Source organism: Corynebacterium variabile, assembly GCF_006539825.1.
Lineage (GTDB): Bacteria > Actinomycetota > Actinomycetes > Mycobacteriales > Mycobacteriaceae > Corynebacterium > Corynebacterium variabile.
In genome coordinates this window covers 151807-175490 of record NZ_BJNT01000008.1, presented here as the reverse complement: position 1 = coordinate 175490, position 23684 = coordinate 151807, and the positions used below count along the sequence as shown (strand labels likewise).

The following is a 23684-nucleotide window of genomic DNA, read 5'->3' as shown; positions in this document are numbered from 1 at the left end:
ACCCGGTCACGTCGGAGAGCAGGGTAACCTCGGCCTCCATGGCGGTACAGCAGGAGCAGCGGGAACAGCAGGCACAGCAGGCACAGCAGGCACGACATCCGGACGGCAGGATCCTCAGATCAGGGTTGCTCAGCGTCCGACCGTCCCGCCTCCCCACCCCTGACGACCCCCGGTGGCTTCTCAAGGTCGCCTTCTCGCAGCGTCCCCGGCAGTTCCTCGCCTCCGGCGGGATGCTGCTCGGTTTCCTCTGCAACGCCACCACCTCGGTCGTCGTCGGCCGTGCCATCGATGACGCCGTCGCCACCGGCAACGGCGGTCACCTATTCCTGTGGGTCGGCGTCCTCGCGCTGCTCTTCCTCCTCAACGGCGTCTCCGTCTGGCTGGGGCGCCGCTTCCTGGAGATGATCCTCCAGCAGGTCAGCCATGACGTCCGCACCGCGGTGACCGACCGGATCCAGGATCCCCGGGGTATCGGCCGTGAGGGTGCCGGTGGTGAACGCACCGCCGGTGGCCTGCTCTCCATCGCCAGCACGGACGCCAACAAGGCCGCAGACATCATCGTCATGACGGTCTTCCCCGTCGCTGAGCTCGGGTCGATCCTCTACGTCGCCGCCGTCGTCCTCACCGTCGACTGGCGGCTCGGCCTGGCGGTCCTGCTCGGGGCTCCGGCGGTGGTCCTGCTCTCGGTCCGCGCCGCCCGACCCCTGCGCAGCAGAGCCGGGGCACGGCAGCAGGCACTGGCGCGCACCGCCTCGGTCGCCACCGACGCGGTCCAGGGTCTGCGGATCATCAAGGGTCTCGGTGTCGTCTCCACGATGAAGGCCCGCTACCACGGCTACTCCGAAAAGGCCTACCATGCCACGGTCGCCGCCAACGCCGCGGAGGCCCGGCTCACCGCCACCACCCAGTCCATCGGCGCGGTGTACGTCGTGGCCGTCGGCGTCGCCGCGGGCTGGCTCGCCCTGCACGACGGGCTCACCGTCGGCCAGCTCATCACCGTCGTCGGCCTGTCCCAGTACGTCGTCCACCCGATGACGATGCTGGGTCGCAACTTCGCCACCCGCGTGGCGACCTCGGCCGCGTCCGCCCGCCGTGTCGTCAGCGTGCTCACCGCCCCCTACGCCACACCCGATGAGGCGGCGGACGCCGAGACGCAGGCACTCATCGACGCCATGCCGGTCGGCGTCACCGTCGTCCGCGACATCGCCCGTGCCGGCGAGGTGACTGAGGCCCTGCTCCGCATGCCACGCCACCGGGTGATCGTCGCCCCGCACGCCGCCGACCTCTTCGACGGCCCGCTGTGCGACAATGTCCACCCCGACCCCGTTGTCGCCGCCGAGGCGCTGGAGGTCGCCGACTGCGCGGACATCCCCGGTGGTCCCGACCGTCCGGTGGGGGAGGGAGGACGCCGCCTGTCCGGTGGTCAGCGTCAACGTGTCGCCCTCGCCCGAGCGATCGCCGCGGACCCTGAACTGCTGGTGCTCACCGATCCGACGACGGCGGTGGACTCGGTCACCGAGCAGCACATCGCCGAGCGGGTCGCGGCCCGCTACACGGGCTCCGGCCATCCCGCCCACCGTGTCCTCGTCCTGTCCGAGGCGCCGGCGTGGCAGGTCGTCGCCACCACCCGGTGGGACGCCGTCGATCTCGACGAGGCCCTGGCGGAGGTGCACGCATGACCCCGACAACCTCGAAGATCCAGGCGTTCCCGCTGGCGACCTGGGCGCAGGCCCGCCGGGACATCATCCGGCAGCTCAGGGCGGTTCCGGGCGCGTGGTGGCAGGCACTGGCCGCCGCCGCGCTGCTCGGCATCGGAGCCTGGTGCACGGTCTCCGTGCCGCGCCTGATGGGGCGCATCGTCGACATCGCGACCTCCGGCACCGACGGTGACCTGTGGCGCACCGCCGGTCTGATGGCCGCCGCCGCAGTCATCGCGGGTGTCACCGACGGCGCCGGGTACTTCCTGCTGGCCAGGCTCTCCGAACGGCTCATCGCCAACCTGCGTGAGGAGATGGTCGGTACCGCCCTCGGCCTGCCGATGCACCGGGTGGAGGACGCCGGTACCGGTGATGTCGTCAGCCGGTCCACCGACGATGTCGCCCAGACCTCCTCGGCGGTGATGGAGGTGCTGCCGGTGCTGTCCGGGGCGGTGTTCGTCATCGTCGCGACCGGCATCGGTCTGCTCACCGTCGACTGGCGGTTCCTCGCCGTGATCCTGCTGGTGTCCCCGGTGTACTGGCTCTCCGCCCGGGCCTACCTGCGCAAGGCGCCGCAGCTCTTCGCCGCGGAGCGGGCCTCGATGGGACTGCGGGCCCGCCGCGTCCTCGAGGCGATCCACGGCCGTCGGACGGTCCGGGCGTTCCGGATGGAGCGTGACATGCACGACCGGATCAGTGACGCGTCCTGGTCGGTGGTGGACAACGCCGTCGGAGCGAACCGGGTGATGGTCCGGCTGCTCAACCGGATGCTCATCGCCGAGTTCGTGATGATCACCTCGGCGCTGGTGCTGGGATTCTTCCTCGTCGACCACGGGACGCTCGGCGTCGGCGCGGTCACCGGTGCCGCCCTGATGATCATCCGCGTGCGTGGCCCGCTGCAGCAGGTGATGCGGGTGCTGGACGCCGCCCAGTCCGGCTACGCCTCGTTAGCGCGCATCATCGGTGTGACCGTTGATCCGCCGCGTCCGGTTCCGGACGCCGGGGCACCGGAGGCCCGTGGCGAGGTCGTCCTCGACGACGTCGCCTTCCGCTACGGGGAGGACGCCTGGGCCGTGTCGGACGTGAGCTTCCGGATCGCGCCGGGGAAGACGGTGGCCCTGGTGGGGGCGTCCGGGGCGGGGAAGACCACGGTGGCCACGCTGTTGGCCGGGTTGCGTGAACCGACCTCCGGTGCGGTGACGGTCGACGGGGTACCGGTGACGGCACTGTCGGACTCCGAGCGTGCGGCCCGTCTCGCGCTGGTCTCCCAGGAGGTCCACGTGTTCTCCGGGACGCTGCGTGACGACCTGCTGCTCGCCGCCCCCGATGCCACCGATGACGCGCTGTCGGCGGCACTGGTGGCGGTGGGCGCCGACGGTTGGCTGGCGACGCTGTCGGACGGGTTGGATACCGAGGTCGGCGCCCGTGGCGTCATCCCGGACCCGGTGGTGGCCCAGCAGCTCGCGCTGGCCCGGGTGCTGTTGCGTGACCCGAAGGTGGTCGTGCTCGACGAGGCGACGGCGGAGGCCGGCTCGGCCGGTGCCCAGGCCCTGGAGGACGCCGCCCGGCGGTTGACGGAGGGGCGCACCGCGCTCACGGTGGCGCACCGGCTGGACCAGGCGCGGCAGGCCGACGAGATCCTCGTCATGGAGGACGGCAGGATCGTGGAGCGGGGCTCCCATGACGACCTGGTGGCGTCCGGTGGACGCTATGCCGAGCTGTGGTCGGTGTGGTCGCGGGGACGGTGACACCGGCACGTGGGTAGACCCCTCTGTCTGGGAGTTTTATTCACCTTGACCTGTAGGTACAAAAACCTCCTGTAGAGGTACGGGCAATCCCTGTTGCTCATGATGAACCGAGTGGTCTAGTCTGGTGCAGCATTAGACCGACCGGTCTGTTGACGACGGGCCGGTCACGCCAGAGAAGTCCACCAGAGAAGAGCAGGGAAGAACAGCCATGACGAACACGGGAGCAGGCGCCGGTATCACGGCGCTGACCGGTCTCGTGGGACTCGGCGGCACCGCCGCCGCAGACACCCCTGACCGGCCCCGGAAGGACCCCGAGGTCAGCCCCGCGGGCGCCCCCACGACCACGACCCACCTCACCGCCGAGCAGAGTGCCGCCCACCAGGCCCTGGTCGACGAATGGAACGACAGGCTCGACGGGAAGACCGCCGAAGAGATCCTCGACTGGGTCAACGAGCACGTCACCGGCACCGTCGCGGTGACCATGTCGATGCAGGACACGGTCCTCGCCGAACTCGCCCAGGGTCGCGTCCACGATGCGGAACTCGTGTTCCTGGACACCGGTTACCACTTCGACGAGACGATGGATGTCGCCCGCGAGGTCGACGAGCGGTACAGCCTGCCGCTGAAGACCGTCGAGCCCGTCCTCTCCGTCGAGGAGCAGAACCGCGAGTACGGGGCGAACCTCTACCGTTCCAACCCGACCGCCTGCTGCCGGATGCGCAAGGTCGAACCGCTCGCCCGGATGCTCAACCCCTACGAGGCGTGGATCTCCGGCGTGAAGCGGGTCGACAGCGAACTGCGCAAGGACACCCCGATCCTCGACGTCGACCGCACCGGCCGACTGAAGATCAACCCGATCGCAGCATGGACCGACCAGGACGTCGAGGACTACATCGAGGCCCACGACCTGATCATCCACCCGCTGACGAAGCAGGGGTACCCCTCGATCGGCTGCGCCACCTGCACCCTGCCCGTCGCCCCCGGCGAAGATCCCCGTTCCGGCCGCTGGGCCGGCTCCACCAAGACAGAATGCGGACTCCACCTGTGACCACTGCAACTCCCGAAACGCCTGAAACCACCGACAACCAGAAGACGAACGAGCTCAGCCCCCATCTCGCCAGCCTCGAGGCGGAGGCCATGGAGATCCTCCGCGAGGTCGCGGGCCAGTTCGACAAGCCGGGCCTGCTGTTCTCCTCCGGCAAGGACTCGGTCGTCGTCCTCGAACTCGCCAAGCGGGCCTTCGCCCCGGCCGCCGTGCCCTTCGAACTCATCCACGTCGACACCGGCCACAACTTCCCGGAGGTCATCGAGTTCCGCGAGCGCGTCGCCGCCGATCCGCGGATCAGCCTCCACGTCGCCCACGTCCAGGACTGGATCGACACCGGTGCCATCCAGGAGCGTCCCGACGGCACCCGTAACCCGCTGCAGACCGTCCCGCTCGTCGAGACGATCCAGAACCGTGGCTACGACGCCGTGCTCGGCGGTGCCCGCCGTGACGAGGAGAAGGCCCGCGCCAAGGAGCGCGTCTTCTCCGTGCGTGACTCCTTCGGCGGCTGGAACCCGCGCCGTCAGCGTCCGGAACTGTGGGGCCTCTACAACGGCCGCCACCAGGCCGGCGAGAACATCCGCGTCTTCCCGATCTCCAACTGGACCGAGGCGGACATCTGGGACTACATCAAGGCGCGCAACGTCGAGATCCCGGAAATCTACTACTCCCACCAGCGCGAGGTCTTCAACCGCGGTGGCATGTGGCTGACCGCCGGTGAGTGGGGCGGCCCGAAGGAGGGCGAGACGGTCGAGACGAAGACCGTGCGCTACCGCACCGTGGGCGACATGTCCTGCACCGGTGCCGTGCTCTCCGACGCCGCCACCATCGACGATGTCATCGAGGAGATCAAGGCCTCCACCACCACCGAACGCGGCGCCACCCGGGCCGACGACAAACTCTCCGAGTCCTCCATGGAGGACCGCAAGAAGGAAGGCTACTTCTGATGACCGCCGCAACCCTGGAGAACGACACCGTGACCACCGCCCTGCCCACCCTGCGGCTGTGCACCGCCGGCTCCGTCGACGACGGCAAGTCCACCTTCGTCGGACGCCTGCTCCACGACACGAAGTCCATCCTCGCCGACCAGTTCGAGGCCGTCCAGCGCGTCTCCGCCGCCAAGGGCCTGGAGAACCCGGACCTGTCCCTGCTGGTCGACGGCCTGCGTGCCGAGCGCGAACAGGGCATCACCATCGACGTGGCCTACCGCTACTTCGCCACCGACAAGCGGTCCTTCATCCTCGCGGACTGCCCCGGGCACGTGCAGTACACCCGGAACACCGTCACCGGCCTGTCGACCTCTGAGCTGGTCATCGTGCTCATCGACGCCCGCAACAGCGTCATCGAGCAGACGAAGCGCCACCTCACCGTCGCCGCGATGATGCGCACCTCGCACGTCATCGTCGCCGTGAACAAGATCGACGCCGTCGACTTCTCGCAGGAGGTCTTCGACGGCATCTCCGCCGACGTGCAGGCCCTGGCCACCGAACTCGACCTGCCGAAGGTCGACATCGTGCCGACCTCCGCGCTGCTCGGCGACAACGTCGTCACCAGGTCGGAGAACACCCCCTGGTACGACGGCCCCTCCGTCCTCGAGATCCTCGAGACCGCCCAGCCGGCCCGTATCAACGCCGGCAGGAAGCGCGGCCTGCGCTTCCCGGTCCAGGTCGTCATCCGCGATCACGCCACCGACTACCGCGGCTACGCCGGTCGTCTGACCTCCGGTTCCGTCTCCGTCGGTGACGAGGTCACCATCGGCGGCGCCGGCGGACGCACCAGCACCGTCGTCGGCATCGACGGCCCCGGTGGGGAGCAGCAGAGCGCCGCGCGCGGCGAGTCCGTCACCCTGCGTCTGGCCGACGACATCGACATCGCCCGCGGTGACCTCATCGCCACCGCCACCGACGAAGACGCCATCCCGGCCGCGGTCAACAGCTTCAAGGCCCTGGTCTTCCAGCTCTCCGAGTCCCCGGTGCGGGTGCGCGGCAATGTCCTGCTCCGCTACGGCACCGCCACTGTCCGGGCCCGCGTCGACGAGATCGTCCGCCGCGTCCACATCCTCGACGAGGATGAGGACCAGGGTGACCTCGGCGCCCAGCTCGCGCTCAACGACATCGCCGAGGTCCGCCTCACCGTCGCCGAGCCGCTGCCGGTCGAGGCCTACCGCCGTGGTGGCAGGGTCGGTTCCTTCCTGCTGATCAACCCGGGCGACGGTGACACCCTCACCGCCGGTCTCGTCACCTCGGTCGACTAGGGACAGGACCAGGTACAGCACATGGTGACGCCGGTGATCTGCCTCGCACACGGGTCCAGGCACCCGGAGGCGGACGCCGCCGTCGCCCGTATCGCGGACGCCGTCTCCGGTCTCACCGGAGCACCGGCACACCCCTCCTACCTTGACTTCTCCGCACTGACGCTCACCACCGTCGCCCATCTGCTCGCCGCAGAAGGGCACCGGCGCGCGACCGTTGTCCCGCTGCTGTTCACCCGCGCCTTCCACATGCGCCACGACGTCCCCGAGGCTCTCGCCGAGGCGAGCGCGGCCACGGGCCTGGAGTTCACCCTGGCCGACGGGATCGGCACCGGTGGGGATGTGGCGGCACTGCTGGCGTCCCGTATCCCGCCCGGCACCGGACACCTTGTCCTCTACTCCGTGGGGTCCTCGGTGCCCGGGGCGGATGAGACGGTCGCCGGGCTCGCCGCCGACGTCGGCCGCCGGGCCGAGGTCGGCGCCGAACTCGTCACCGCCACCGGCCCCTCCGGGGGAGTGGATGCACTGGTGGACGCGGTACGCCGCGCCACCGGCCCGGTGCACGTCGCACCGTTGTTCATCTCCCCGGGGACCCTGTGGGACGCCGCCGTCGACGTTCTCACCGCACTGCCCGACAACATCTCCGTCACCACCGGCGTCCCCCTGGACACCGCTGTCGCCCCACTGACCGCCCACCGGGCCCGAGAAAGGACCGCCGGATGAAGCTCCTGCTCTTCGCCGTGGCCGGGCTGCTCGCCCAGCTCGTCGACGGTGCCCTCGGCATGGCCTTCGGCATCACCGCCACCACCGCGCTGATCCTTTCCGGCGCGGCCCCGGCCCAGGCGAGTGCCGCCGTGCACTTCGCCGAGGTCGGGACGACGCTCTTCTCCGGCCTGGCCCACTGGAAGCTCAACAACGTCCACTGGCCGACCGTGTTCTTTCTCGGCGTCCCCGGGGCGGTCGGCGCCTTCGTCGGCGCGACGGTGCTGTCGGGTCTGTCGACGGAGTCCGCCGAGCCGGTGGTCTCCACGATCCTGCTGCTGCTGGGCGCCTATGTGCTCGTGCGCAGTGTCGCGCTGCCCTGGAAACGGCGTCAGCGCTCCGAGTTCGCCGACGGTGCCGGAACGCCCCATACGCCGGCGGCCCACGGCAGGTTCGGGCTGGCCGCCCTGGGCCTCGGCGGTGGCTTCCTCGACGCCACCGGTGGCGGCGGCTGGGGTCCCGTCACCACCTCGACACTGCTCAGTGTCGGACGTCGTGAGCCCCGCAAGATCATCGGCACCGTCAACACCGCCGAGTTCCTCGTCGCGGTGTCGGCGTCCCTCGGGTTCATCTTCGGCCTGGACCAGGTCCACGGATCGTGGCAGCCGGTACTCGGGCTGCTCATCGGCGGGCTCATCGGTGCACCGATCGCCGCCTGGGTCGTGACGGTCGTCAACCCGGATGTCCTGGGCGCGGTGGTGGGCTCCATGCTCATCGTGCTCAACGGGGTGCGCGTCATCAACGCCCTCGGCTGGGCCGGTGCCGCGATGGTCGCTGTCGTCGTGATCGTCGTCGCTGTGGTTCTGACCCGCGTGCTGCTGCGCCGGAGGGCTGTCCGGCAGGCGGAGGACGCCGAGCCCGACGGACCTGTGGATAACGCGGGTGCCCCCGCTCCGGGCGCATTTACCACAGGTTAGAGGGGGTACGATGTCCCCCACTCCTGTGGCGTTGGTCACCGACTGTGGTTCCGTGCACAATAGTAACGTCCATGTAGACCTCACCACAGCAGTCGACGACTCCAGGAGAAATCAGTGACAGTCCGCGCCGTGCTCAGTCCGATCGCCACCGCAGCCGGGCGCCGGGGGGAGCTCATCAGCACCCTCGCCGCCAGCCACGGCCCCGATGTCGGAGACGTCACCGACATCTTCGACACCCTGCGCCCCTCGGCCCCGGACTTCAGCGCGGCACTCGACGTCGCACTCGGCGACCGTGACGGCGTCCTCGTCGGTACCGGTGAGCCGATGTTCGACTCCCGCCTCGCCGCCGCAGTCGGCGTCCCCCAGTTCCTCGTCGCCGCCGGCGAGCAGGACCACCTCCAGCTCCAGCAGGTGTCCGGTCAGCTGGTGCGCGTCGGTCGGGCACCCCGCGGCATCGCCGTGATGGACGGTACCCACGGATCCTCCGCCCTGGAAGCCGAGGGCACCGCCGTCCCGTTCCTCGCCCTCGACAAGGTCGACGAGGCCGAGGCGTCCACCCCGGTCATCGGTCCGGAGGTCTTCGAGCGCAACCTGATCATCCAGGCCCGCGAGGCCAAGGCACACATCGTGCTGCCCGAGGGCGACGACGACCGCATCCTCACCGCAGCCCACCAGCTGCTCGAGAAGAAGGTCTGCGACCTCACCATCCTGGGTGACCCGGCCGCCATGGCCGCCCGCGCCCACGAGCTCGGTCTCGACATCTCCGGTGCCACGCTCACCGACCCGACCCAGGGCGACGACCTCGAGCGTTTCGCCGAGGAGTTCGCCGAGCTGCGCAAGGCCAAGGGCGTCACCCTCGACGAGGCCCGCGAGACCATGAAGGACATCAGCTACTACGCGACGATGATGATCCACCTCGGCCTCGCCGACGGCATGGTCTCCGGTGCCGCCCACACCACCGCCCACACCATCAAGCCGAGCTTCCAGATCATCAAGACCGTGCCCGAGGCGTCCATCGTCTCCTCGATCTTCCTCATGGTCATGGACGGCGTGCTCTGGGCGTTCGGTGACTGCGCAGTCAACCCGAACCCGACGCCGGCACAGCTCGCCGAGATCGCCGTGGTGTCCGCGAAGACCGCCGCACAGTTCGGCATCGACCCGAAGGTCGCCATGCTGTCCTTCTCCACCGGCTCCTCCGGGGCCGGTGCCGACGTCGAGGCCGTCGCCGAAGCCGTGACGATCGCCCGCGAGTCCGCCGGAGACCTCGGTGTGGACGGTCCGCTGCAGTTCGACGCCGCCGTCGTCGAGTCCGTGGGCCAGAAGAAGCTGCCGGGATCCGATGTCGCCGGTAAGGCCACCGTTTTCGTGTTCCCCGATCTCAACAGCGGAAACATCACCTACAAGGCGGTCCAGCGCACTGCCGACGCACTCGCCGTCGGCCCGATCCTCCAGGGGCTCAACAAGCCCGTCAACGACCTGTCCCGCGGAGCCACCGTCCCGGACATCGTGAACACCGTCGCCATCACCGCCATCCAGGCCGGCAACTAACCGAAAGGGCGTACACAGCCATGACGCAGCACATTCTGGTCCTCAACTCCGGTTCCTCCTCGATCAAGTTCCAGGTCCTCGACCTGCAGGCGGAGAACCCCGACGTGCCCTTCCTCTCTGGCCTTGTCGAGCAGATCGGTGAGTCCCGCGGCCACATCCGCATCGTGACCGAGAACAACACCATCGAGGACCGTCGTCCGATCCTGAGCCACTCCGTCGGTCTGGAGCGTGCCTTCGGAATGATGTCCATGCTGGGTGTGGGACCGCAGGACCTCGACGTCCACGCCGTCGGCCACCGCGTCGTCCAGGGTGGCTCGATCTTCAACGAGCCGGTCATCATCGACGACCGGGTCGCCGAACAGATCGGCTCCCTGATCCCCCTGGCCCCGCTGCACAACCCGGCCCACCTCGACGGGATCGAGAATGCCCGGGCACTGCTCCCGGACGTGCCCCATGTCGCGGTCTTCGATACCGCGTTCTTCCACTCACTGCCGGAGTCCGCCGCCCGCTACGCCATCAACCGCGATATCGCCGACCAGTACCACATCCGCCGGTACGGGGCGCACGGCACGAGCCACCAGTACGTCTCCGGACTGGTGCCCGACATCATCGGCAAGGACCCGGCGGACGTCAACCAGATCACGCTGCACCTCGGCAACGGTGCATCGGCGACGGCGATCAGGGGCGGCGAGGCCATCGACACCTCCATGGGTCTCACCCCGCTGGCGGGTCTGGTCATGGGTACCCGTACCGGTGACATCGACCCCTCGGTGATCTTCCATCTCGTCCGCGAAGCGAAGATGAGCATCGACGAGATCGACACTCTGCTCAACCGTCGCTCCGGTCTCAAGGGTCTGTGCGGGGTCAACGACTTCCGCCTGCTCCAGGAGCTCATCAACGAAGGCGAGAAGGACGCCCAGGAGGCCTACGACATCTACGTCCACCGGGTCCGCCAGTACGTCGGCTCCTACATGCTGGAGCTGGAACGCCTCGACGCCATCACCTTCACCGCCGGTGTTGGAGAGAACCACGTCGGCATCCGCCGCGACACCATGGCCGGCCTCGAGAACTTCGGCATCAGGATCGATGACGCGCTGAACAACAACGAGGCGGGCGTCAAGGGTGCCCGGATCATCTCCACCGAGGATTCGGCCGTCAAGGTGCTCGTGGTCCCGACCAACGAGGAGCTCGCCATCGCGCGTGCCGCCGCCGAACTCGCGGACAACTGATCTGCCGCTGATCTCCCGCTGAGGGTGACGCCCCCGTCGGACCGGATGACGGTCCGACGGGGGCGTTGTTTCACGGCACGGTCGGTGCGGAATATCGCACCTGCATCAGGGTGGGGTGAAATCTGACCTCTACGCTTACCGTCGGTAAGTGAGCGCGAGGTGCGATATCCCGCACCAGGGACCAGAACACGGGACCAGAGGGAGTGATGAGCGGACGGGCATCGACAGATCAGAACCAGGTCCGCGGACGGATCCGGTTCGCCATGTCCACCAGCCGGAACCGGTGCCGGGCGAACGGCGACTGGCGGGCCAGCTCCCGCAACCCGCGTTCCAGGCCCGCCCGCAGTCCGCGTTCGGTGAAGTCCACGTCGAAGAGCTGGCCGGGACCGATATGGACCGGGCTCCCGGCCTCCTCACTGTCACGCAGCCAGTCGAGCGCCGCGGAGAGCACCGCGATACGCAGCTGGGGGATCCGGGGTTCGGTCGTGGGCAACAGGTCGAGGCGTCGCCCGGCACGACGGATGCGGGACTCGCTGAGGTCCGCGCGGTCGGTGATGAACATCAGCACCGTCGTCATCCGGGCGATCTCATGGTGCCGGGAGTTCGCGGGCACCTTGTCGAGCGTCGCGACCGCCGGATCGACCATCCCCTCCGCCTGCAGCTGGCGGGCCATGCCGAAGGCGGAGGAGACCGTCGTCGGATTCGTCGACCAGACCAGGCCGTACAGCCGGAGGGCGTGGAACCGCAGTGCCACCGGGTCCTGGGTGAGGTGCGTCCACCCCGGCACCACGGCCACCTCGTCGAGGTTCAGTCCCTGCTGGTAGGTCAGGGCCATGGCGGACCGGCGGATCCCGGCGTCCAGCAGCCCGATGGTGTTCACCCCCTGCTCCTGGAGCAGCAGCTCATCGGTCGCGGCCAGCGCCAGTTTCGGTGCCGGCTCGCCGGGAAGGATGTTCAGCACCGTGTTGAAGTACCGCTGGGCGGCGACGAAGTCACCGGTGAGCAGGGCGCACACCCCCGACAGCCACTGGTGGCGCCAGTCGCGGCGCAGTGTGGTGTCCATGTCCCGCAGCCGTGCCTCGGCTTCGGCGGTCATGCCGAGATCGAGCTGGGCACGCACCATCGTCAGCGGAATCTCGCGGGAGTGCTCGAATCCGGGTTGGTCCATCGCCGTACTCAGCGTGTCGATGATCTCACCCGGTTCCGTGAGGCTCGCGGCGGAGAGCAGTGAGGCTCCCGGGTCATTCGGGTCGGTCAGCGGGATCGGCAGGGCGGCGACAACTTCCGGGGCGGTGATCTCCACGGACCGTTCGATACCGTCGAGGAGTTGGTCGGTGCGGAAGAGCTGGTGGTTCGTGCCGAACGTGGAACGCTGGGCGGTGAACCGGGTGGCGGAGTGCGGGAACTGGCGTCCGTCGCGGATGGCCAGGACCTCCCGCAGGACGCCGACCAACTGGTCACGCAGACTGCGCACCGAGGAGAAGCGCACGTCCGGATCGTCGTCGGTGGCGCGCTCCAGCAGGCGGTAGAGGGAGAGATAGCGACGGAACATCGGCTCATCGTCGGGGGAGGGGAGACCGGGGTCGTACACGCCGTCGGTGACAGGGAGTTTCACCACGAGGCTCGCCAGTGTGCGGCCGACGGTGTAGATGTCACTGGCGACGGTCGGCCCGGTGCGCGCCATCTCGGGCGCCTGGAATCCCCTGGTGCCGAAGATGTGGCCGTAGGCGCCGATGCCGGTCACCGCACCCAGGTCGATGAGCTTGACCTGGTCCTCAGTAGCGATGATGTTGTCCGGCTTGAGGTCGTTGTAGACCACACCGCGGGAGTGCAGGTACTCCAGCGCGGGCAGGACGGACAGGACATAACCGATGGCGATGTCGACTTCGAGGGTGTTGTCCGGCTGCAGCCGGCGCCGGTCGCGCAGCGACGGACCACCGACATACTCCATGACGATGAAGCCGCCGGGGCTGCGGGCGTCGTCGATGAAGTTGAAGATCTTCACGATCCCGGGGTGGGTGATGTCGGCGAGGAAGGCGCGTTCGGACTCCGCCACGGCCTGTTCCTGCTTCGTGACGGTGGCCATCATGCCCTTGAGCACCACCCAGCGGTCGGACACGTTGTGGTCCAGCGCCAGGTAGATCCAGCCCATACCGCCGTGGGCGATGGTGCCGATGACCTCGTACTGGCCGGCGACGATGTCCCCGGGGTTCAGTGTCGGTGCCTCGGTGCCCTTGGCGATCTCGTCGGCCGGGTCGATCACGGCGGTGACCGGATCGGTCGGCGGGAGGAAGGGGAGGCGGACCATGCCGCCGGCGATGTCCGCGCCGGCGCGCGAGGTTCCGCGGCGCTGCCGGAAGGTGGAGAGGGCCTCGCGGCGGCTGCGCTCGCCGGCGTCCTGTCCGGAGTCTCCACCGCCTGCCGCGCCGGGGTCGGAGTCCTCGTCGTCGGCGAACGGGTCGAAGGGGGTGGCGGAGGTCGCGGCGGAGTCCTCACCGGCGTCATCAGGGGAGGACGCAGGTGCCGGGGTACCGAGCAGATCGGCGAGATCGATCTCGGGTTCGTCGTCATCGTCGGCGAAGGGGTCGAAGAAGGTCGCCTCGGTGCCCTTCTCCTGGGCCCGGTCCTGTGCCTGTTCCCTGGCCTTCTCCTGCTCGTCGCGCGTGCTGTCGTCCACGGTCAGCTCCTTTCGCCCTCGTCGTCGCCCTCGTCGTCGGCCGCGGTGGTCGGTGCGGCCGCCGCGGTGGTTGAGGCGCCGGACGCCTCAGATGTCTCAGCTGCTTCAGCCTCCCGCCGCAGATTCCGTAGCTCGGTCGACTCCTCGTCGGTGCGGTACACCGGCTCCGGCTGGGACCCTGCCCCGGTGTACGGGGCCAGCCACTGTCCGTGGAGCCGGTTCCAGGTGCCGTCGGAACGGAGCCGTTCCAGGGTGGTGTTGACCTGCCTGACCAGGCCGGCGGTGTTCCGGATGGTCGGCGGCGCCGTCGCGACGGCGTAGTGGTCCGTGTGGTCACTCATACCCACCAGTTCGGTGTTCGGGTCCTGGGCGAGCAGGCCCGAGAGAACGGCCGAATCCGAGTAGATCGCGTCCACCTGTCCGTGCTGCATCGCCATGAGGCAGTCCGGCCAGGTCTCCGTGAGCAGTAGCCTGTTGTGGTCGATGCTGGTCAGTGACTGGGCGCTGGTGGATCTCGTCGTCGCGCACACCGTCTTGTCCGCGAGATCCTCCTCGGAGGCGATCCCGGAGTTCCGGTTGACCAGCAGCCGTGGGCTGACCGTGAGATAGGGGATGGAGAACTCGACGTTCATCTGGCGCAGTCGGGTGACCGTCATCGAACGGATGACGATGTCGACGTCACCGTCTCGCAACGCCTCATCCCGGCCGTCACCCTCGATGTAGCGGAAGTCCACCCGGTCGGGGTCGCCGAAGATGTCGCGGGCAATCTCATGGGCGATGTCGACCTCGAAGCCGGCCATCTCCCCGGTCACCGGGTCCCGGAACCCCAGTTGGTTCATCGACTGCGAGACGCCGACGATCAGGCGTCCCCGGTCGATGATGTCGGGGACACGCTGCTCCGGGGTGGCGTACCCCGGGCGCAGCGACCCGAAGGGGGTGCCGCCGTCGTCCTGGACGTCGCCGGTGTCCCCACCATCGCTGAACACCGCTCCTGTGGGCAGCGGGACCTGAGGGTCGGCGGGGTCGGGCCACTGTTGGAGCCCGTCGCCGCTGGAACAGGACGCCAGTACCACGGCGGAAAACAGGAGGACGGCGGTGACCGGAATGACCCTGGTGCGGGAGCGGAATATCATCACAGGTACTCCTGGAGCCTGGGGCGCGTGCCCTGGACGACGCAGAGGATGGACAGCAGTGACAGCACGAAGACCAGGAGGTTCACCCGGCTGGCCGCCCGTCCGGCGTCGGAGAGGTAGTCGCGGAGCTGGTCACGTGAGTCGTCGATGAGAACCTCGAGGTCCTGGTCGAGGGCCGAGAAACTCTCACTGACGCTGTCGTCGCCACCCCCGACGGCCGCCTGCACGGCATCGGTGTAGTTGCCCTGCCGGACCAGGGAGACCATGTTCGCGTGGGCGCTGTCCCAGGTACGGAGGGACTCCCTGGCAGTGTCGATCCGTTCCCGGCTCTCCTTGCTGTCGGTGACCCCACGCAGTTCCTCCAACCGGGCGTCGATACCGGCGATCCGGTCGGTGAAGTCGGTCTGGTTGTCGGTCGTGTAGTCACGCTGGACCAGACCAAGGACCTCGGTGGACCGCGTCTGCTGGACCCCGATCCGCAGTGAGGTGAGGGTCTGCAGGGGCTGGGAGGTACCGGCCACTCCACGGGGTCCGTCCTGCCAGGTCGTCAGGGCGGACGCGGAGGCCCAGATCAGCGCGGCCGTCATGAGCACCGTGGCGGTGGCGTACCCCGCATTGATCCTGCGGTTGGACCACGCCGCCAGCCAGAACTGCGCGACGAACAGCAGGCACACCGCGGCCAGCAGTCCGGAGAGGGCGAACCAGCTGGGCCGGGTCAGTTTGTGCTGCTGGTCGACGACCGAGGAACTTGTCCGGTCGTAGAGCTCGGAGGCGGCGGGCAGCAGTTCGTCCTGCATCATCGCGGATGCCTGGGTGATGTACGCCGCCCCCAGCGGGTAGCCCTGCCGGTTGTTCGCCCTGGCCTCGGTCACCTGGCTGACATAGGTCGGGAGTTTCTCCTGGATCTCCAGGATCAGCTCCATCTCCCGGCTGGACGGGTCGTCGATCCCGTTGGCCGCCCGGACGACCGCGCGGGACGCCGTGTCCAGCGCCTCCCGGTAGGACTCCTGCGTGTCGGCGGTCCGGGAGGAGTCCGACAGGAAACTCGTGGCGGCGACCGAGTCTGCCACCGACAGGGAGTTGAAGAGTTCCTGGGCGGCGAAGGCCACCGGCTCGGACCGGTTGACCAGGGTGTTGAGGTCGCCCTGCCGGTTGCCGGAGGAGCCGGCCATCGCACCGCCGGCCGCGAGAATCGCCAGGACCAGCACCACGGAGACCACGGTGAGCAGACCCGGAGTGGTGGACACGAAGCGGGCGAAGCGGCGCGGTGCTTCGACGAGGGGGGTGAAGATGTGGATCCGGCGGGGACTCTCGCGGAACAGCTCCTCGTCCATCCACCGGTCGGTGTCGCGACGTGGGGCACCCGGCCCCGTCGCCCCCTCGGGGGTGTCGGTGGTGAGTTGCACAGGCGACGGACCGGTCGTCGCCTTCTCCGGCGCGGACATGGGACCGATGATACTGACCGATGTCATCCTGAGTGGTATGGCACCATAGTTGCCATGATCGAAGTTCAGTCACTGACCAAGAGGTACGGTCCCGCGACGGCCGTGGAGGACCTGTCCTTCACGGTGGAGTCCGGGATCGTCACCGGATTCCTAGGCCCGAACGGCGCCGGTAAGTCCACCACCATGCGGATGATCACAGGTCTTGACGAACCGACCGCGGGCTCCGCGACCGTCGACGGCAAGTTGTACCGCGACCTGGATCGCCCCCTGACCAGGGTCGGCACCCTGCTGGACGCCAAGTGGGTTCACCCCAACCGCAGCGCAGCGAACCACCTGAAGTGGATGGCCGCGGCCAACGGCATTCCCCGGAAGAGGGTTGACGAGGTCCTCGACCTCGTCGGGCTGTCCCATGTGGCAGGACGCAAGGCCGGCAAGTTCTCCCTCGGCATGGGGCAGCGTCTCGGCCTGGCGGCCGCGCTGCTCGGCGACCCGGACACGCTCATTCTCGATGAGCCGGTCAACGGTCTGGACCCGGAGGGTATCCGCTGGGTGCGCGACTTCGTCCGTTCCCTGGCGGCAGAAGGCCGCACCGTGCTCATCAGTTCCCACCTGCTGTCGGAGATGTCGCTCACCGCGGACCGGCTCGTGGTCATCGGCCGGGGTCGACTCGTCGCGGACACCACCACGCACGAGTTCATCAGGAACTCCTCGGAGTCCACCACCGTGGTGCGTTCGGAGCATCTCGACCAGCTGGAGAAGGCTCTCGGTGACGAAGGGATCGAGACTGAGCGGTCCACCGACGACGACGACCGGGCCGTTCTCGTCGCCCGCGGAACCTCACCGGACGACATCGGCCGCATCGCCTTCTCCTACGGACTCATGCTGCTGGAACTCTCGGAGCGCCGGGCGTCCCTGGAGGACGCCTTCATGCAGATGACCGGCCACGCCGTGGACTACCAGACCGGGGGCGTCCCCGATCCCGGGCAGGACGCCGGAACGGTCGGGCAGCAGCTGCCTGGTATCACCGATCTTCCCGGCACCGTCCGGGACATCAACCAGGGAAGGGCGAACTGATGCTGCTCAATACCATCAACGCCGAGTGGATCAAGCTGCGCTCGACGAAGAGTTTCTACTGGACCACTGCCTTGATCGTCCTTTTCGGGATCGGGTGGGCGATGCTCATGGGCTTCGCCAACGGATACGCCTTCCAGCAGGCCCTGGACGACCAGGACGCCGAGACCATCGCCTCGCTCGGCGACCCGGCCGACCTCTTCGATGCCTCGAACGGTGTCTCAGGTCTGGGGCTGTTCGGCATCATGATCGTCATCATCCAGGCGGTCATCCTCGTCACCGGCGAGTACGGCAACGGCACCGCGAAGCTGGCGGCGCTGGCCGCACCGAAGCGCTGGCAGATGCCAGCCGCCAAGGTGATCGTCTACGGCGTCATCTCGGCCACCGTCTTCTTCGTGATGAGCATCGTCAGCATCGGGCTCACCAAGCTGATGGCGGATGCCCAGTTGGACGACACGTCACTGACCGAAGGACTCTCGATGTCCGCTGACGGTGCCTGGAGCGTCGTCCTGCTGATGACCCTGACGGCTGTCCTCATCGTCATGATCTCGATCGGCGTGGGGTACATACTGCGCCGCACCGCCGGGGCGGTGGCCCTGCTGCTGCTGTGGGCGCTGCTGCTCGAGGACCTGGTCGGCATGATCCCGAAGGTCGGTGACTGGGTCACCCCCTACCTGCCGTTCAAGAACCTCAACGCAGGTATCTACCAGAGCGCCCTCGATGACGCCCCGTGGGGCATCGGTGGTTCGGTGATCTACTTCGTGGTCTGGGCGGTGATCATCTACGTCGCCGGAGTGGTCGTCCTGCGTCGCCGCGACGTCTGAGCGGTCGCGTGAGTACCGTGACCGGCCGGTATTCTGAACTGCTGTGACATCTCATCCCACACCCGATACCCCGGCCGCCCGTCCCACCCGCCCGGCACTGCCGTTGGGGATGCTCCTCGGCATCGCTCTGCTGTCCACGGCGGGGCCGTTCGGCACGGACATGTACCTGCCGAGCCTCCCGGAGATCTCCGACGAGTTCGGGGTCGCTGATTCCGTCACCCAGCTGACGATCACCGGATTCATGGTCGGTATGGCCCTCGGGCAGCTCGTCATGGGGCCGCTGTCCGACCGGGTGGGACGCCACCGCATGCTGATCACCGCATCGGTCGTGTGGTTGGTGGCCTCTGTCGCCTGTGCTCTCGCCCCCGGCATCGGACTGTTCACCGTCGCCCGGTTCTTCCAGGGAGCCGCCGGCGGTACCTGCGTCATGCTCGGGCGGTCGATGATCGCCGACCGGGCCTCCGGCGCGGCGGCGGCCAAGGCACTGTCCACGATGATGGTCTTCACCGCGGTCGCGCCGATCCTTGCACCGGTCGTCGGCGGTGCCGTCGCGGGCGTCGCCGGCTGGCACAGTGTCTTCTGGGTGCTGGCCGCGGTGGGCGTCCTCGAGCTGTTCGTCGCGGTGTCCCTGCCGGAGACCCTCCGCACCGAGAACCGGGCCACCGGCTCCCTGGGTGATGTCTACCGGCGGATGGGCGGGTTGTGCCGGATCCGCCCCTTCGCCGGCCACCTCACGGCCTTCGCCGTGGGCTTCGGTGTCTTCTTCAGCTTCGTGTCCGGCTCGTCCTTTGTCATGCAGGACCAGCTGGGGCTGTCTGCCGGGGCCTTCAGTCTCGTCTTCGCCGGCAATGCGGTGGCGATGGTGGTGACCAACCTGGTGAACGCCCGGATCGTGGGTCATTTCGGACCGGCGACCCTGCAGCGGACGGGGCACATCCTGCTCGTCGTCGGCGCGGTGGCCCTGCTCACCGTTGCTCTGGTCGCACCGTCACTGCCCGCCGTGATCGTGTGCACCGCGCTGCTGACAGTCGGCACGGCCCTGAACATGGGCAATACGACGGCGCTGGCGATGGATCTGTCGCGGGGACGCGCCGGGGCCGGGTCCGCGCTGCTGGGTGCGGGTCAGTTCATCACGGCGGGAATCGTCTCGCCACTGGTGGGACTGGGGGAGGACGGCCTGCTGACCATGGCGGTGGTCATGGTCGTCTGTGCGCTCGTCGCCGCCGCCTCCGGGGTTGTGGGGCGGCGCGGCTGACGAGGGGCTACGTCCTGCCGGTCCTACCTCTGCCGCTGGATGTCCTCGATGAGGCTCTCCGCGGCGATGGACAGGTTGCGCAGGGCGGGAACACCGCGGCGCAGCTTGGCCAGGTCCCGGCCGTCCATGCGGGTGGCGGCGCGGGAGATGAGCAGTGCCCACTCGTCGGTGACGGAGTTCAGCATCTCGATGCCCTCCTCCGAGAGGAAGAGGTCCTGCGCGCGGCGGTCCTGGTCGTTGGCACGACGCAGGACCAGGCCCGAGTTAATGAGCCGACGGACCGTCGCCGAGACGTTCGATGCCCGGAGGAAGCGGAGGCGGGCGATGTCGGAGACGCCGCAGCCTGGGTGCTGGGAGACGAACTGCAGCACCTCGATCTCGGACTGTGAGATGGCCAGCTTCTGGTTGGGGCGGTCCATCAACCGTCGCAGGGCCGAGAGGAAGTCGTAGACGGCGGAGGCGATCTCGGTGACGTCGACATCGGGCAGGATCTCTGCTGCACGATGGCCGCGGATCTGTTCCCGGGACGCTCCGTAGATGTCGTCGACAGTCTCGTTGGTCATGGTGGGACTCCTTGTCAGATGCTCTTTCCGGGTTGCAGGTTATTGCACAGTCAAAAGCGGATGACCCCATTGTAATGCACTTACTGGAGTGCAGAGGTCAGACGGGCCACGTTATCGATGTAGCGGCGGCTCCTCGCCCGCGTGTCCCACTCCTCTGAGGTGAGTTCTGTGCAGGCCTCGCGGTATTCGCCAGCCAGAGCGGTCATCTTCCCCAGCAGGGACCCCTCCGCCGACATCAGGGTGATTTCGTAGTTCAGTCCGAAGGACCTCATGTCCATGTTCGAGGAGCCGGTGCACACGACCTCGTGGTCGGCGATCATGAACTTCGAGTGGAGGACCGCGGGGTACGGGAACCGGCGGATACGGACCCCGGCCCGGAGCAGTTCCGCGTAATAGGAGGACTGGGCGTGCTCGATGAGAGGCTGGTCGGCCGTCTCCGAGACGAACAGTTCGACCTTCACACCCCGGTAGGCGGCGGTGGTGATCGCCTCGAGCAGTGACTCGTCCGGGATGAAGTAGGGGCTCACCAGGACCAGTGACTTTTTCGCGTGGTGGACGATCGAGGTGAACAGGCGCAGGTTCGGTTCGGTGGTGAATCCGGGACCGGAGGGGATGATCTGCAGCATGTCGGGCCGGCTGGACAGCCACTCGGTGGACTCCGAAGGGGTGAGCAGCGGCAGTTCCTCACCGCATTCGGTGAACCAGTCCACGGCGAAGACCGAGTTCAGCAGGGCGACGACCGGGCCGGTCATCTCCGCCATATTGTCGATCCAGTGGCGCCCTTCCCTGATATTCCCCTTCATGAGGTAGGAGGAGTCGATCATGTTCTGGCTGCCCATGAATCCGGTGTGGCCGTCGATGACCAGGAGCTTCCGGTGGTTGCGCAGGTCAGGCCGGCGGAATCTCCAGCGCCAGGGCTGCAGGGGGAGCATGACCAGCCACTTCACCCCGATCTCGTCGAGCCGCTTGCCGAGTGTCCGGTAGCCGGGGTACTTCCAGCTGCCGACATGGTCGAACATGTACCGCACGGTGACCCCCCGCTTCACCGCCCGTTCCAGGGAGCGGAAGAAGACGTCTGTCGTGTCGTCCCAGGCGGTGATGTAGATCTGGACGTTGACGTAGTCCTGTGCGGTGTCCACCGCCTCCGCCATCCGGGTGATCGATCCTTCGTAGTCGGAGTGGACAGCAACCACCGTGCCCGTCGTCGCGGGCATGGCGGTGAGCTGTCGGTTCAGGGACACCAGGCTGCGCAGTTCCGGTGTGAGGGTGTAACCCTCCGGGACGTCCGGCTCATCGCGGCTGATGGTCCGCAGCATCTCATTGGCGGAGTTCTGGATCTTGTGCCGTCGACGGTTGATGTACGGTGACCCGATGAGCATGAACAGGGCGATACCGATGAACGGCAGCAGGAAGATCGCCAGCAGCCAGGCCATCGCGCTCGACGGCTTGCGCTGCGACGGCACATAGCCGACGGCGATGATCTTCACGACGAGGTCCAGCCCGAGGAGTATCCACGCCCACCAGACCAGACCGCCGCTCACGGTGTGGAGGAGCGACATTCCGAGCCAGTCCGGGGTCATGAAGTTCCAGGCGGACCGGAAGGCGTCCCAGACCCCCATGTCAGCCCTCGACCGGTGCGTAGGCCACGATGACGGGAGCGTGGTCGGAGGCACCCTTACCGCGGCGCTCATCGACGTCGACCCAGGGCTCTGGGTCGTCAGCCGGTGTGATTCCACGGCAGTACTGCAGGTCGATGCGGATCCCCTGGCCGCGCTGGAAGCGCATCGCCTGGTAGTCCCAGTAGGAGTACCGGCCGTGCAACGGGGCGGTCGCCTCGGTCAGGCCGGCGTCCTCCAGGTGTCGCAGGGCGGCACGCTCCCGCGGGGTGACATGGGTCTTGCCGACGAAGAACGAGGGGTCCCAGACATCGTCGTCGGTGGGGGTGATGTTGAAGTCACCGGTGACCACCGTCGGCCGGTGCTCCTGCTCCGCATAGGACGCCAGGGCATCGAGGAAGTCGAGCTTGTAGGTGTAGTGCCGGTCGGAGATCTCCCGGCCGTTGGGCACGTACAGGCTCCACACCCGCACCCCGCCACAGGTCACGCCGAGGGCCCGGGCCTCCTGCTCCTGTGGGGCGGCCGGATCCTTGTCGAAACCGGGCTGACCGAAGTCCGTGGTCACCTCGTCGATGCCGACGCGGGAGAGCACGGCGACACCGTTGAAGGACCCCAGGCCGTGGTGGGCCTGCTCGTAGCCGGTGTCGGAGAAATCAGGGAACTGTGCGTCGGTGCACTTCGTCTCCTGGAGGCACAGGACGTCAACGTCGGAGCGGGAGAGGAAGTCACGGACCCGGGCTTCCCGGGTGCGCACGGAGTTGATGTTCCAGGTGGCGACACGCATGCCCTACACAGTATCGGGAATGAGGACGCAACGGTGCCGGTGGTGCTCGGAAAACCCCAGGCCGTGGTAGAGGCCACGTCCGGCGAGGTTGGTCGCGATGACCTGGAGGTAGCTCTCCGTCGCGCCCTGTGCCGCTCCCCAGTGCAGCATCGCGGTGCCGAGCAGGGTGCCGAGTCCACGTCGGCGCCATGCGGGGGAGACCTCGACCGCGGAATAGCCCAGGAACTGGCGTCCGCCACCCTCGGTGACGGTGCCCCGGGTGACGGCGACGGTCTCTCCGTCGACGGTGAGCCGGGCGAAGCCCAGGGCACCGTCGAGCCGGGCGGCGAGCAGCAGCAGGGCGTGCTCCGGCAGCGACTCACCACGGAAGTGGTAGAGCTGCAGCCAGGCCTCGTCGGGCTGGTCGTCGACGCGCAGGTCCAGGCGTCCGGCGAGATCGGCGGGCGGCTCCGGGACAGCCGGGAGGGTAGCGGAGCAGGTGGTGCCGGTACCCAATTTGCGGGTCATGACGCTGATCTCCGGACCGCGCTGTGCCCCGGGGGCGGTGAGCAGCGGCTCCGCGGGTCGGCTGATCCGGTCGGGCAGCAGCAGGCGGGTCGGGAGGTTGTGGGAGCGGTAGAACGCGTGGATCTCCTCCAGTGGGACCGGAGTGGTTCCGGCCTCGGGGCCGAGCGGGACCGCGGAATTGGACCGTTCGGTGATCCCGTCGCCGGCGCGGGCCAGCCAGCCACGGAAGTCGCGGTGCTCCAGACCCGGGAAGGCCCGTGCGGTGGCGGTTTCGACAGCCCGGATGTCACTGGTGCGCACCGGCCTCGCGTGCAGGCTCTTGAGCACCACCACGGCACGCACCGGGATACGGTGCAGCTCGCCCGCGGCGTCCTCCACGGTCAACGGGTCGAGCGACCGCAGGACGCCGATGACGTCACTGACCAGGGGACGACCGGTGTCCGGGTTGAGGGCGGGACGCCCGTCGTCCCCGGGTACCAGGTGACGTACTGTGACGCGGGCGCCGGTGTGCACGCTGACCGGGTCGGTGTGCCGTGAGACGGGGAAGGGCAGACCTGTCTCCTGCGGTGGGCGTGCGCCGGCCCGGGCGCCGGAGAAGGAGGTGTCGTTCAT

19 protein-coding genes are annotated in these 23684 nt (G+C 68.3%); 12 read left to right on the top strand and 7 right to left on the bottom strand.

Features of this window, described 5'->3' with window-relative positions:
• The first annotated feature begins 38 nt into the window (after positions 1–38).
• From CVA01_RS06230 to CVA01_RS06190, 9 genes are all read left to right on the top strand, one after another.
• Positions 39–1679 (top strand): ABC transporter transmembrane domain-containing protein, encoded by a 1641-nt coding sequence (locus tag CVA01_RS06230; RefSeq protein WP_141329440.1) that lies wholly within the window; start codon positions 39–41, stop codon positions 1677–1679.
• The gene (locus tag CVA01_RS06225) at positions 1676–3445 is read left to right on the top strand and encodes an ABC transporter ATP-binding protein (protein ID WP_141329438.1); all 1770 of its coding nucleotides are present in this window, start codon (positions 1676–1678) and stop codon (positions 3443–3445) included. Before CVA01_RS06230 ends, CVA01_RS06225 begins: the two co-directional genes overlap by 4 nt.
• 208 nt (positions 3446–3653) lie before the next feature.
• Complete coding sequence (locus CVA01_RS06220; protein WP_174775609.1) at positions 3654–4493, top strand: phosphoadenylyl-sulfate reductase; 840 nt, start codon at positions 3654–3656, stop codon at positions 4491–4493.
• Positions 4475–5437 carry a sulfate adenylyltransferase subunit CysD gene (gene cysD, locus CVA01_RS06215; protein ID WP_052302447.1) on the top strand — a complete coding sequence of 321 codons (963 nt, stop codon included), beginning with the start codon at positions 4475–4477 and terminating at the stop codon, positions 5435–5437. The genes CVA01_RS06220 and cysD overlap by 19 nt, the downstream gene beginning before the upstream one ends.
• The gene (locus tag CVA01_RS06210) at positions 5437–6744 is read left to right on the top strand and encodes a sulfate adenylyltransferase subunit 1 (RefSeq protein ID WP_174775608.1); all 1308 of its coding nucleotides are present in this window, start codon (positions 5437–5439) and stop codon (positions 6742–6744) included. The genes cysD and CVA01_RS06210 overlap by 1 nt, the downstream gene beginning before the upstream one ends.
• A gap of 33 nt (positions 6745–6777) precedes the next feature.
• Positions 6778–7464 carry a sirohydrochlorin chelatase gene (locus CVA01_RS06205; protein WP_244938174.1) on the top strand — a complete coding sequence of 229 codons (687 nt, stop codon included), beginning with the start codon at positions 6778–6780 and terminating at the stop codon, positions 7462–7464.
• A complete protein-coding gene (locus tag CVA01_RS06200) occupies positions 7461–8420 on the top strand; it encodes a sulfite exporter TauE/SafE family protein (RefSeq protein ID WP_041629773.1) in 960 nt (319 codons plus the stop codon). Before CVA01_RS06205 ends, CVA01_RS06200 begins: the two co-directional genes overlap by 4 nt.
• A gap of 114 nt (positions 8421–8534) precedes the next feature.
• Positions 8535–9968: a phosphate acetyltransferase gene (gene pta / locus CVA01_RS06195; protein ID WP_141329436.1), complete on the top strand. Its 1434-nt coding sequence runs from the start codon at positions 8535–8537 to the stop codon at positions 9966–9968.
• Positions 9969–9988: 20 nt separating this feature from the next.
• Positions 9989–11197 carry an acetate kinase gene (locus tag CVA01_RS06190; protein ID WP_141329434.1) on the top strand — a complete coding sequence of 403 codons (1209 nt, stop codon included), beginning with the start codon at positions 9989–9991 and terminating at the stop codon, positions 11195–11197.
• 229 nt (positions 11198–11426) lie between these two features.
• On the opposite strand, the gene CVA01_RS06185 is transcribed toward CVA01_RS06190, so the two are convergent.
• The 3 genes from CVA01_RS06185 to CVA01_RS06175 are packed head-to-tail and all read right to left on the bottom strand — an operon-like array spanning position 11427 to position 16452.
• A complete protein-coding gene (locus tag CVA01_RS06185; RefSeq protein WP_014008997.1) occupies positions 11427–13874 on the bottom strand; it encodes a serine/threonine protein kinase in 2448 nt (815 codons plus the stop codon).
• Between the two features lie 2 nt (positions 13875–13876).
• Positions 13877–15007 carry a transporter substrate-binding domain-containing protein gene (locus CVA01_RS06180; RefSeq protein ID WP_141329430.1) on the bottom strand — a complete coding sequence of 377 codons (1131 nt, stop codon included), beginning with the start codon at positions 15005–15007 and terminating at the stop codon, positions 13877–13879.
• On the bottom strand, positions 15007–16452 hold the full coding sequence (locus tag CVA01_RS06175; RefSeq protein WP_170209711.1) for a GlnX family signal transduction membrane protein: 1446 nt from the start codon (positions 16450–16452) through the stop codon (positions 15007–15009). Before CVA01_RS06175 ends, CVA01_RS06180 begins: the two co-directional genes overlap by 1 nt.
• Positions 16453–16506: 54 nt before the next feature.
• Between CVA01_RS06175 and CVA01_RS06170 the strand changes: the two genes are divergently transcribed.
• From CVA01_RS06170 to CVA01_RS06160, 3 genes are read left to right on the top strand one after another with little or no spacing between them, the layout of a single operon-like run.
• A complete protein-coding gene (locus CVA01_RS06170) occupies positions 16507–17526 on the top strand; it encodes an ABC transporter ATP-binding protein (protein ID WP_141329428.1) in 1020 nt (339 codons plus the stop codon).
• A complete protein-coding gene (locus CVA01_RS06165; RefSeq protein ID WP_141329426.1) occupies positions 17526–18347 on the top strand; it encodes a DUF2705 family protein in 822 nt (273 codons plus the stop codon). Before CVA01_RS06170 ends, CVA01_RS06165 begins: the two co-directional genes overlap by 1 nt.
• Before the next feature lie 43 nt (positions 18348–18390).
• Positions 18391–19602, top strand: coding sequence for a Bcr/CflA family efflux MFS transporter (locus CVA01_RS06160; protein ID WP_014009002.1), 1212 nt, complete (start codon positions 18391–18393; stop codon positions 19600–19602).
• Between the two features lie 23 nt (positions 19603–19625).
• Here the strand turns inward: CVA01_RS06160 and CVA01_RS06155 are convergent, their stop codons facing one another.
• From CVA01_RS06155 to CVA01_RS06140, 4 genes are all read right to left on the bottom strand, one after another.
• Positions 19626–20165 (bottom strand): MarR family winged helix-turn-helix transcriptional regulator, encoded by a 540-nt coding sequence (locus CVA01_RS06155; RefSeq protein ID WP_014009003.1) that lies wholly within the window; start codon positions 20163–20165, stop codon positions 19626–19628.
• 80 nt (positions 20166–20245) lie between these two features.
• Positions 20246–21745, bottom strand: coding sequence for a cardiolipin synthase (gene cls, locus CVA01_RS06150; RefSeq protein ID WP_373862665.1), 1500 nt, complete (start codon positions 21743–21745; stop codon positions 20246–20248).
• A 40-nt stretch (positions 21746–21785) separates the two neighbouring features.
• Complete coding sequence (locus tag CVA01_RS06145) at positions 21786–22565, bottom strand: exodeoxyribonuclease III (RefSeq protein ID WP_073884447.1); 780 nt, start codon at positions 22563–22565, stop codon at positions 21786–21788.
• 3 nt (positions 22566–22568) lie between these two features.
• Positions 22569–23684 carry an N-acetylglutamate synthase, CG3035 family gene (locus CVA01_RS06140; RefSeq protein WP_141329424.1) on the bottom strand — a complete coding sequence of 372 codons (1116 nt, stop codon included), beginning with the start codon at positions 23682–23684 and terminating at the stop codon, positions 22569–22571.

Coding starts and splice junctions, on each gene's coding strand:
- CVA01_RS06210 (WP_174775608.1), top strand. CDS start 5,437: ATGACCGCCGCAACCCTGGAGAACGACACCGTGACCACCGCCCTGCCC.
- cls (WP_373862665.1), bottom strand. CDS start 21,745: ATGACCCCGGACTGGCTCGGAATGTCGCTCCTCCACACCGTGAGCGGC.
- CVA01_RS06155 (WP_014009003.1), bottom strand. CDS start 20,165: ATGACCAACGAGACTGTCGACGACATCTACGGAGCGTCCCGGGAACAG.
- CVA01_RS06170 (WP_141329428.1), top strand. CDS start 16,507: ATGATCGAAGTTCAGTCACTGACCAAGAGGTACGGTCCCGCGACGGCC.
- CVA01_RS06140 (WP_141329424.1), bottom strand. CDS start 23,684: ATGAACGACACCTCCTTCTCCGGCGCCCGGGCCGGCGCACGCCCACCG.
- CVA01_RS06220 (WP_174775609.1), top strand. CDS start 3,654: ATGACGAACACGGGAGCAGGCGCCGGTATCACGGCGCTGACCGGTCTC.
- CVA01_RS06145 (WP_073884447.1), bottom strand. CDS start 22,565: ATGCGTGTCGCCACCTGGAACATCAACTCCGTGCGCACCCGGGAAGCC.
- CVA01_RS06180 (WP_141329430.1), bottom strand. CDS start 15,007: ATGATATTCCGCTCCCGCACCAGGGTCATTCCGGTCACCGCCGTCCTC.
- CVA01_RS06225 (WP_141329438.1), top strand. CDS start 1,676: ATGACCCCGACAACCTCGAAGATCCAGGCGTTCCCGCTGGCGACCTGG.
- CVA01_RS06230 (WP_141329440.1), top strand. CDS start 39: ATGGCGGTACAGCAGGAGCAGCGGGAACAGCAGGCACAGCAGGCACAG.
- CVA01_RS06200 (WP_041629773.1), top strand. CDS start 7,461: ATGAAGCTCCTGCTCTTCGCCGTGGCCGGGCTGCTCGCCCAGCTCGTC.
- CVA01_RS06175 (WP_170209711.1), bottom strand. CDS start 16,452: ATGTCCGCGCCGGAGAAGGCGACGACCGGTCCGTCGCCTGTGCAACTC.
- cysD (WP_052302447.1), top strand. CDS start 4,475: ATGCGGACTCCACCTGTGACCACTGCAACTCCCGAAACGCCTGAAACC.
- CVA01_RS06165 (WP_141329426.1), top strand. CDS start 17,526: ATGCTGCTCAATACCATCAACGCCGAGTGGATCAAGCTGCGCTCGACG.
- CVA01_RS06190 (WP_141329434.1), top strand. CDS start 9,989: ATGACGCAGCACATTCTGGTCCTCAACTCCGGTTCCTCCTCGATCAAG.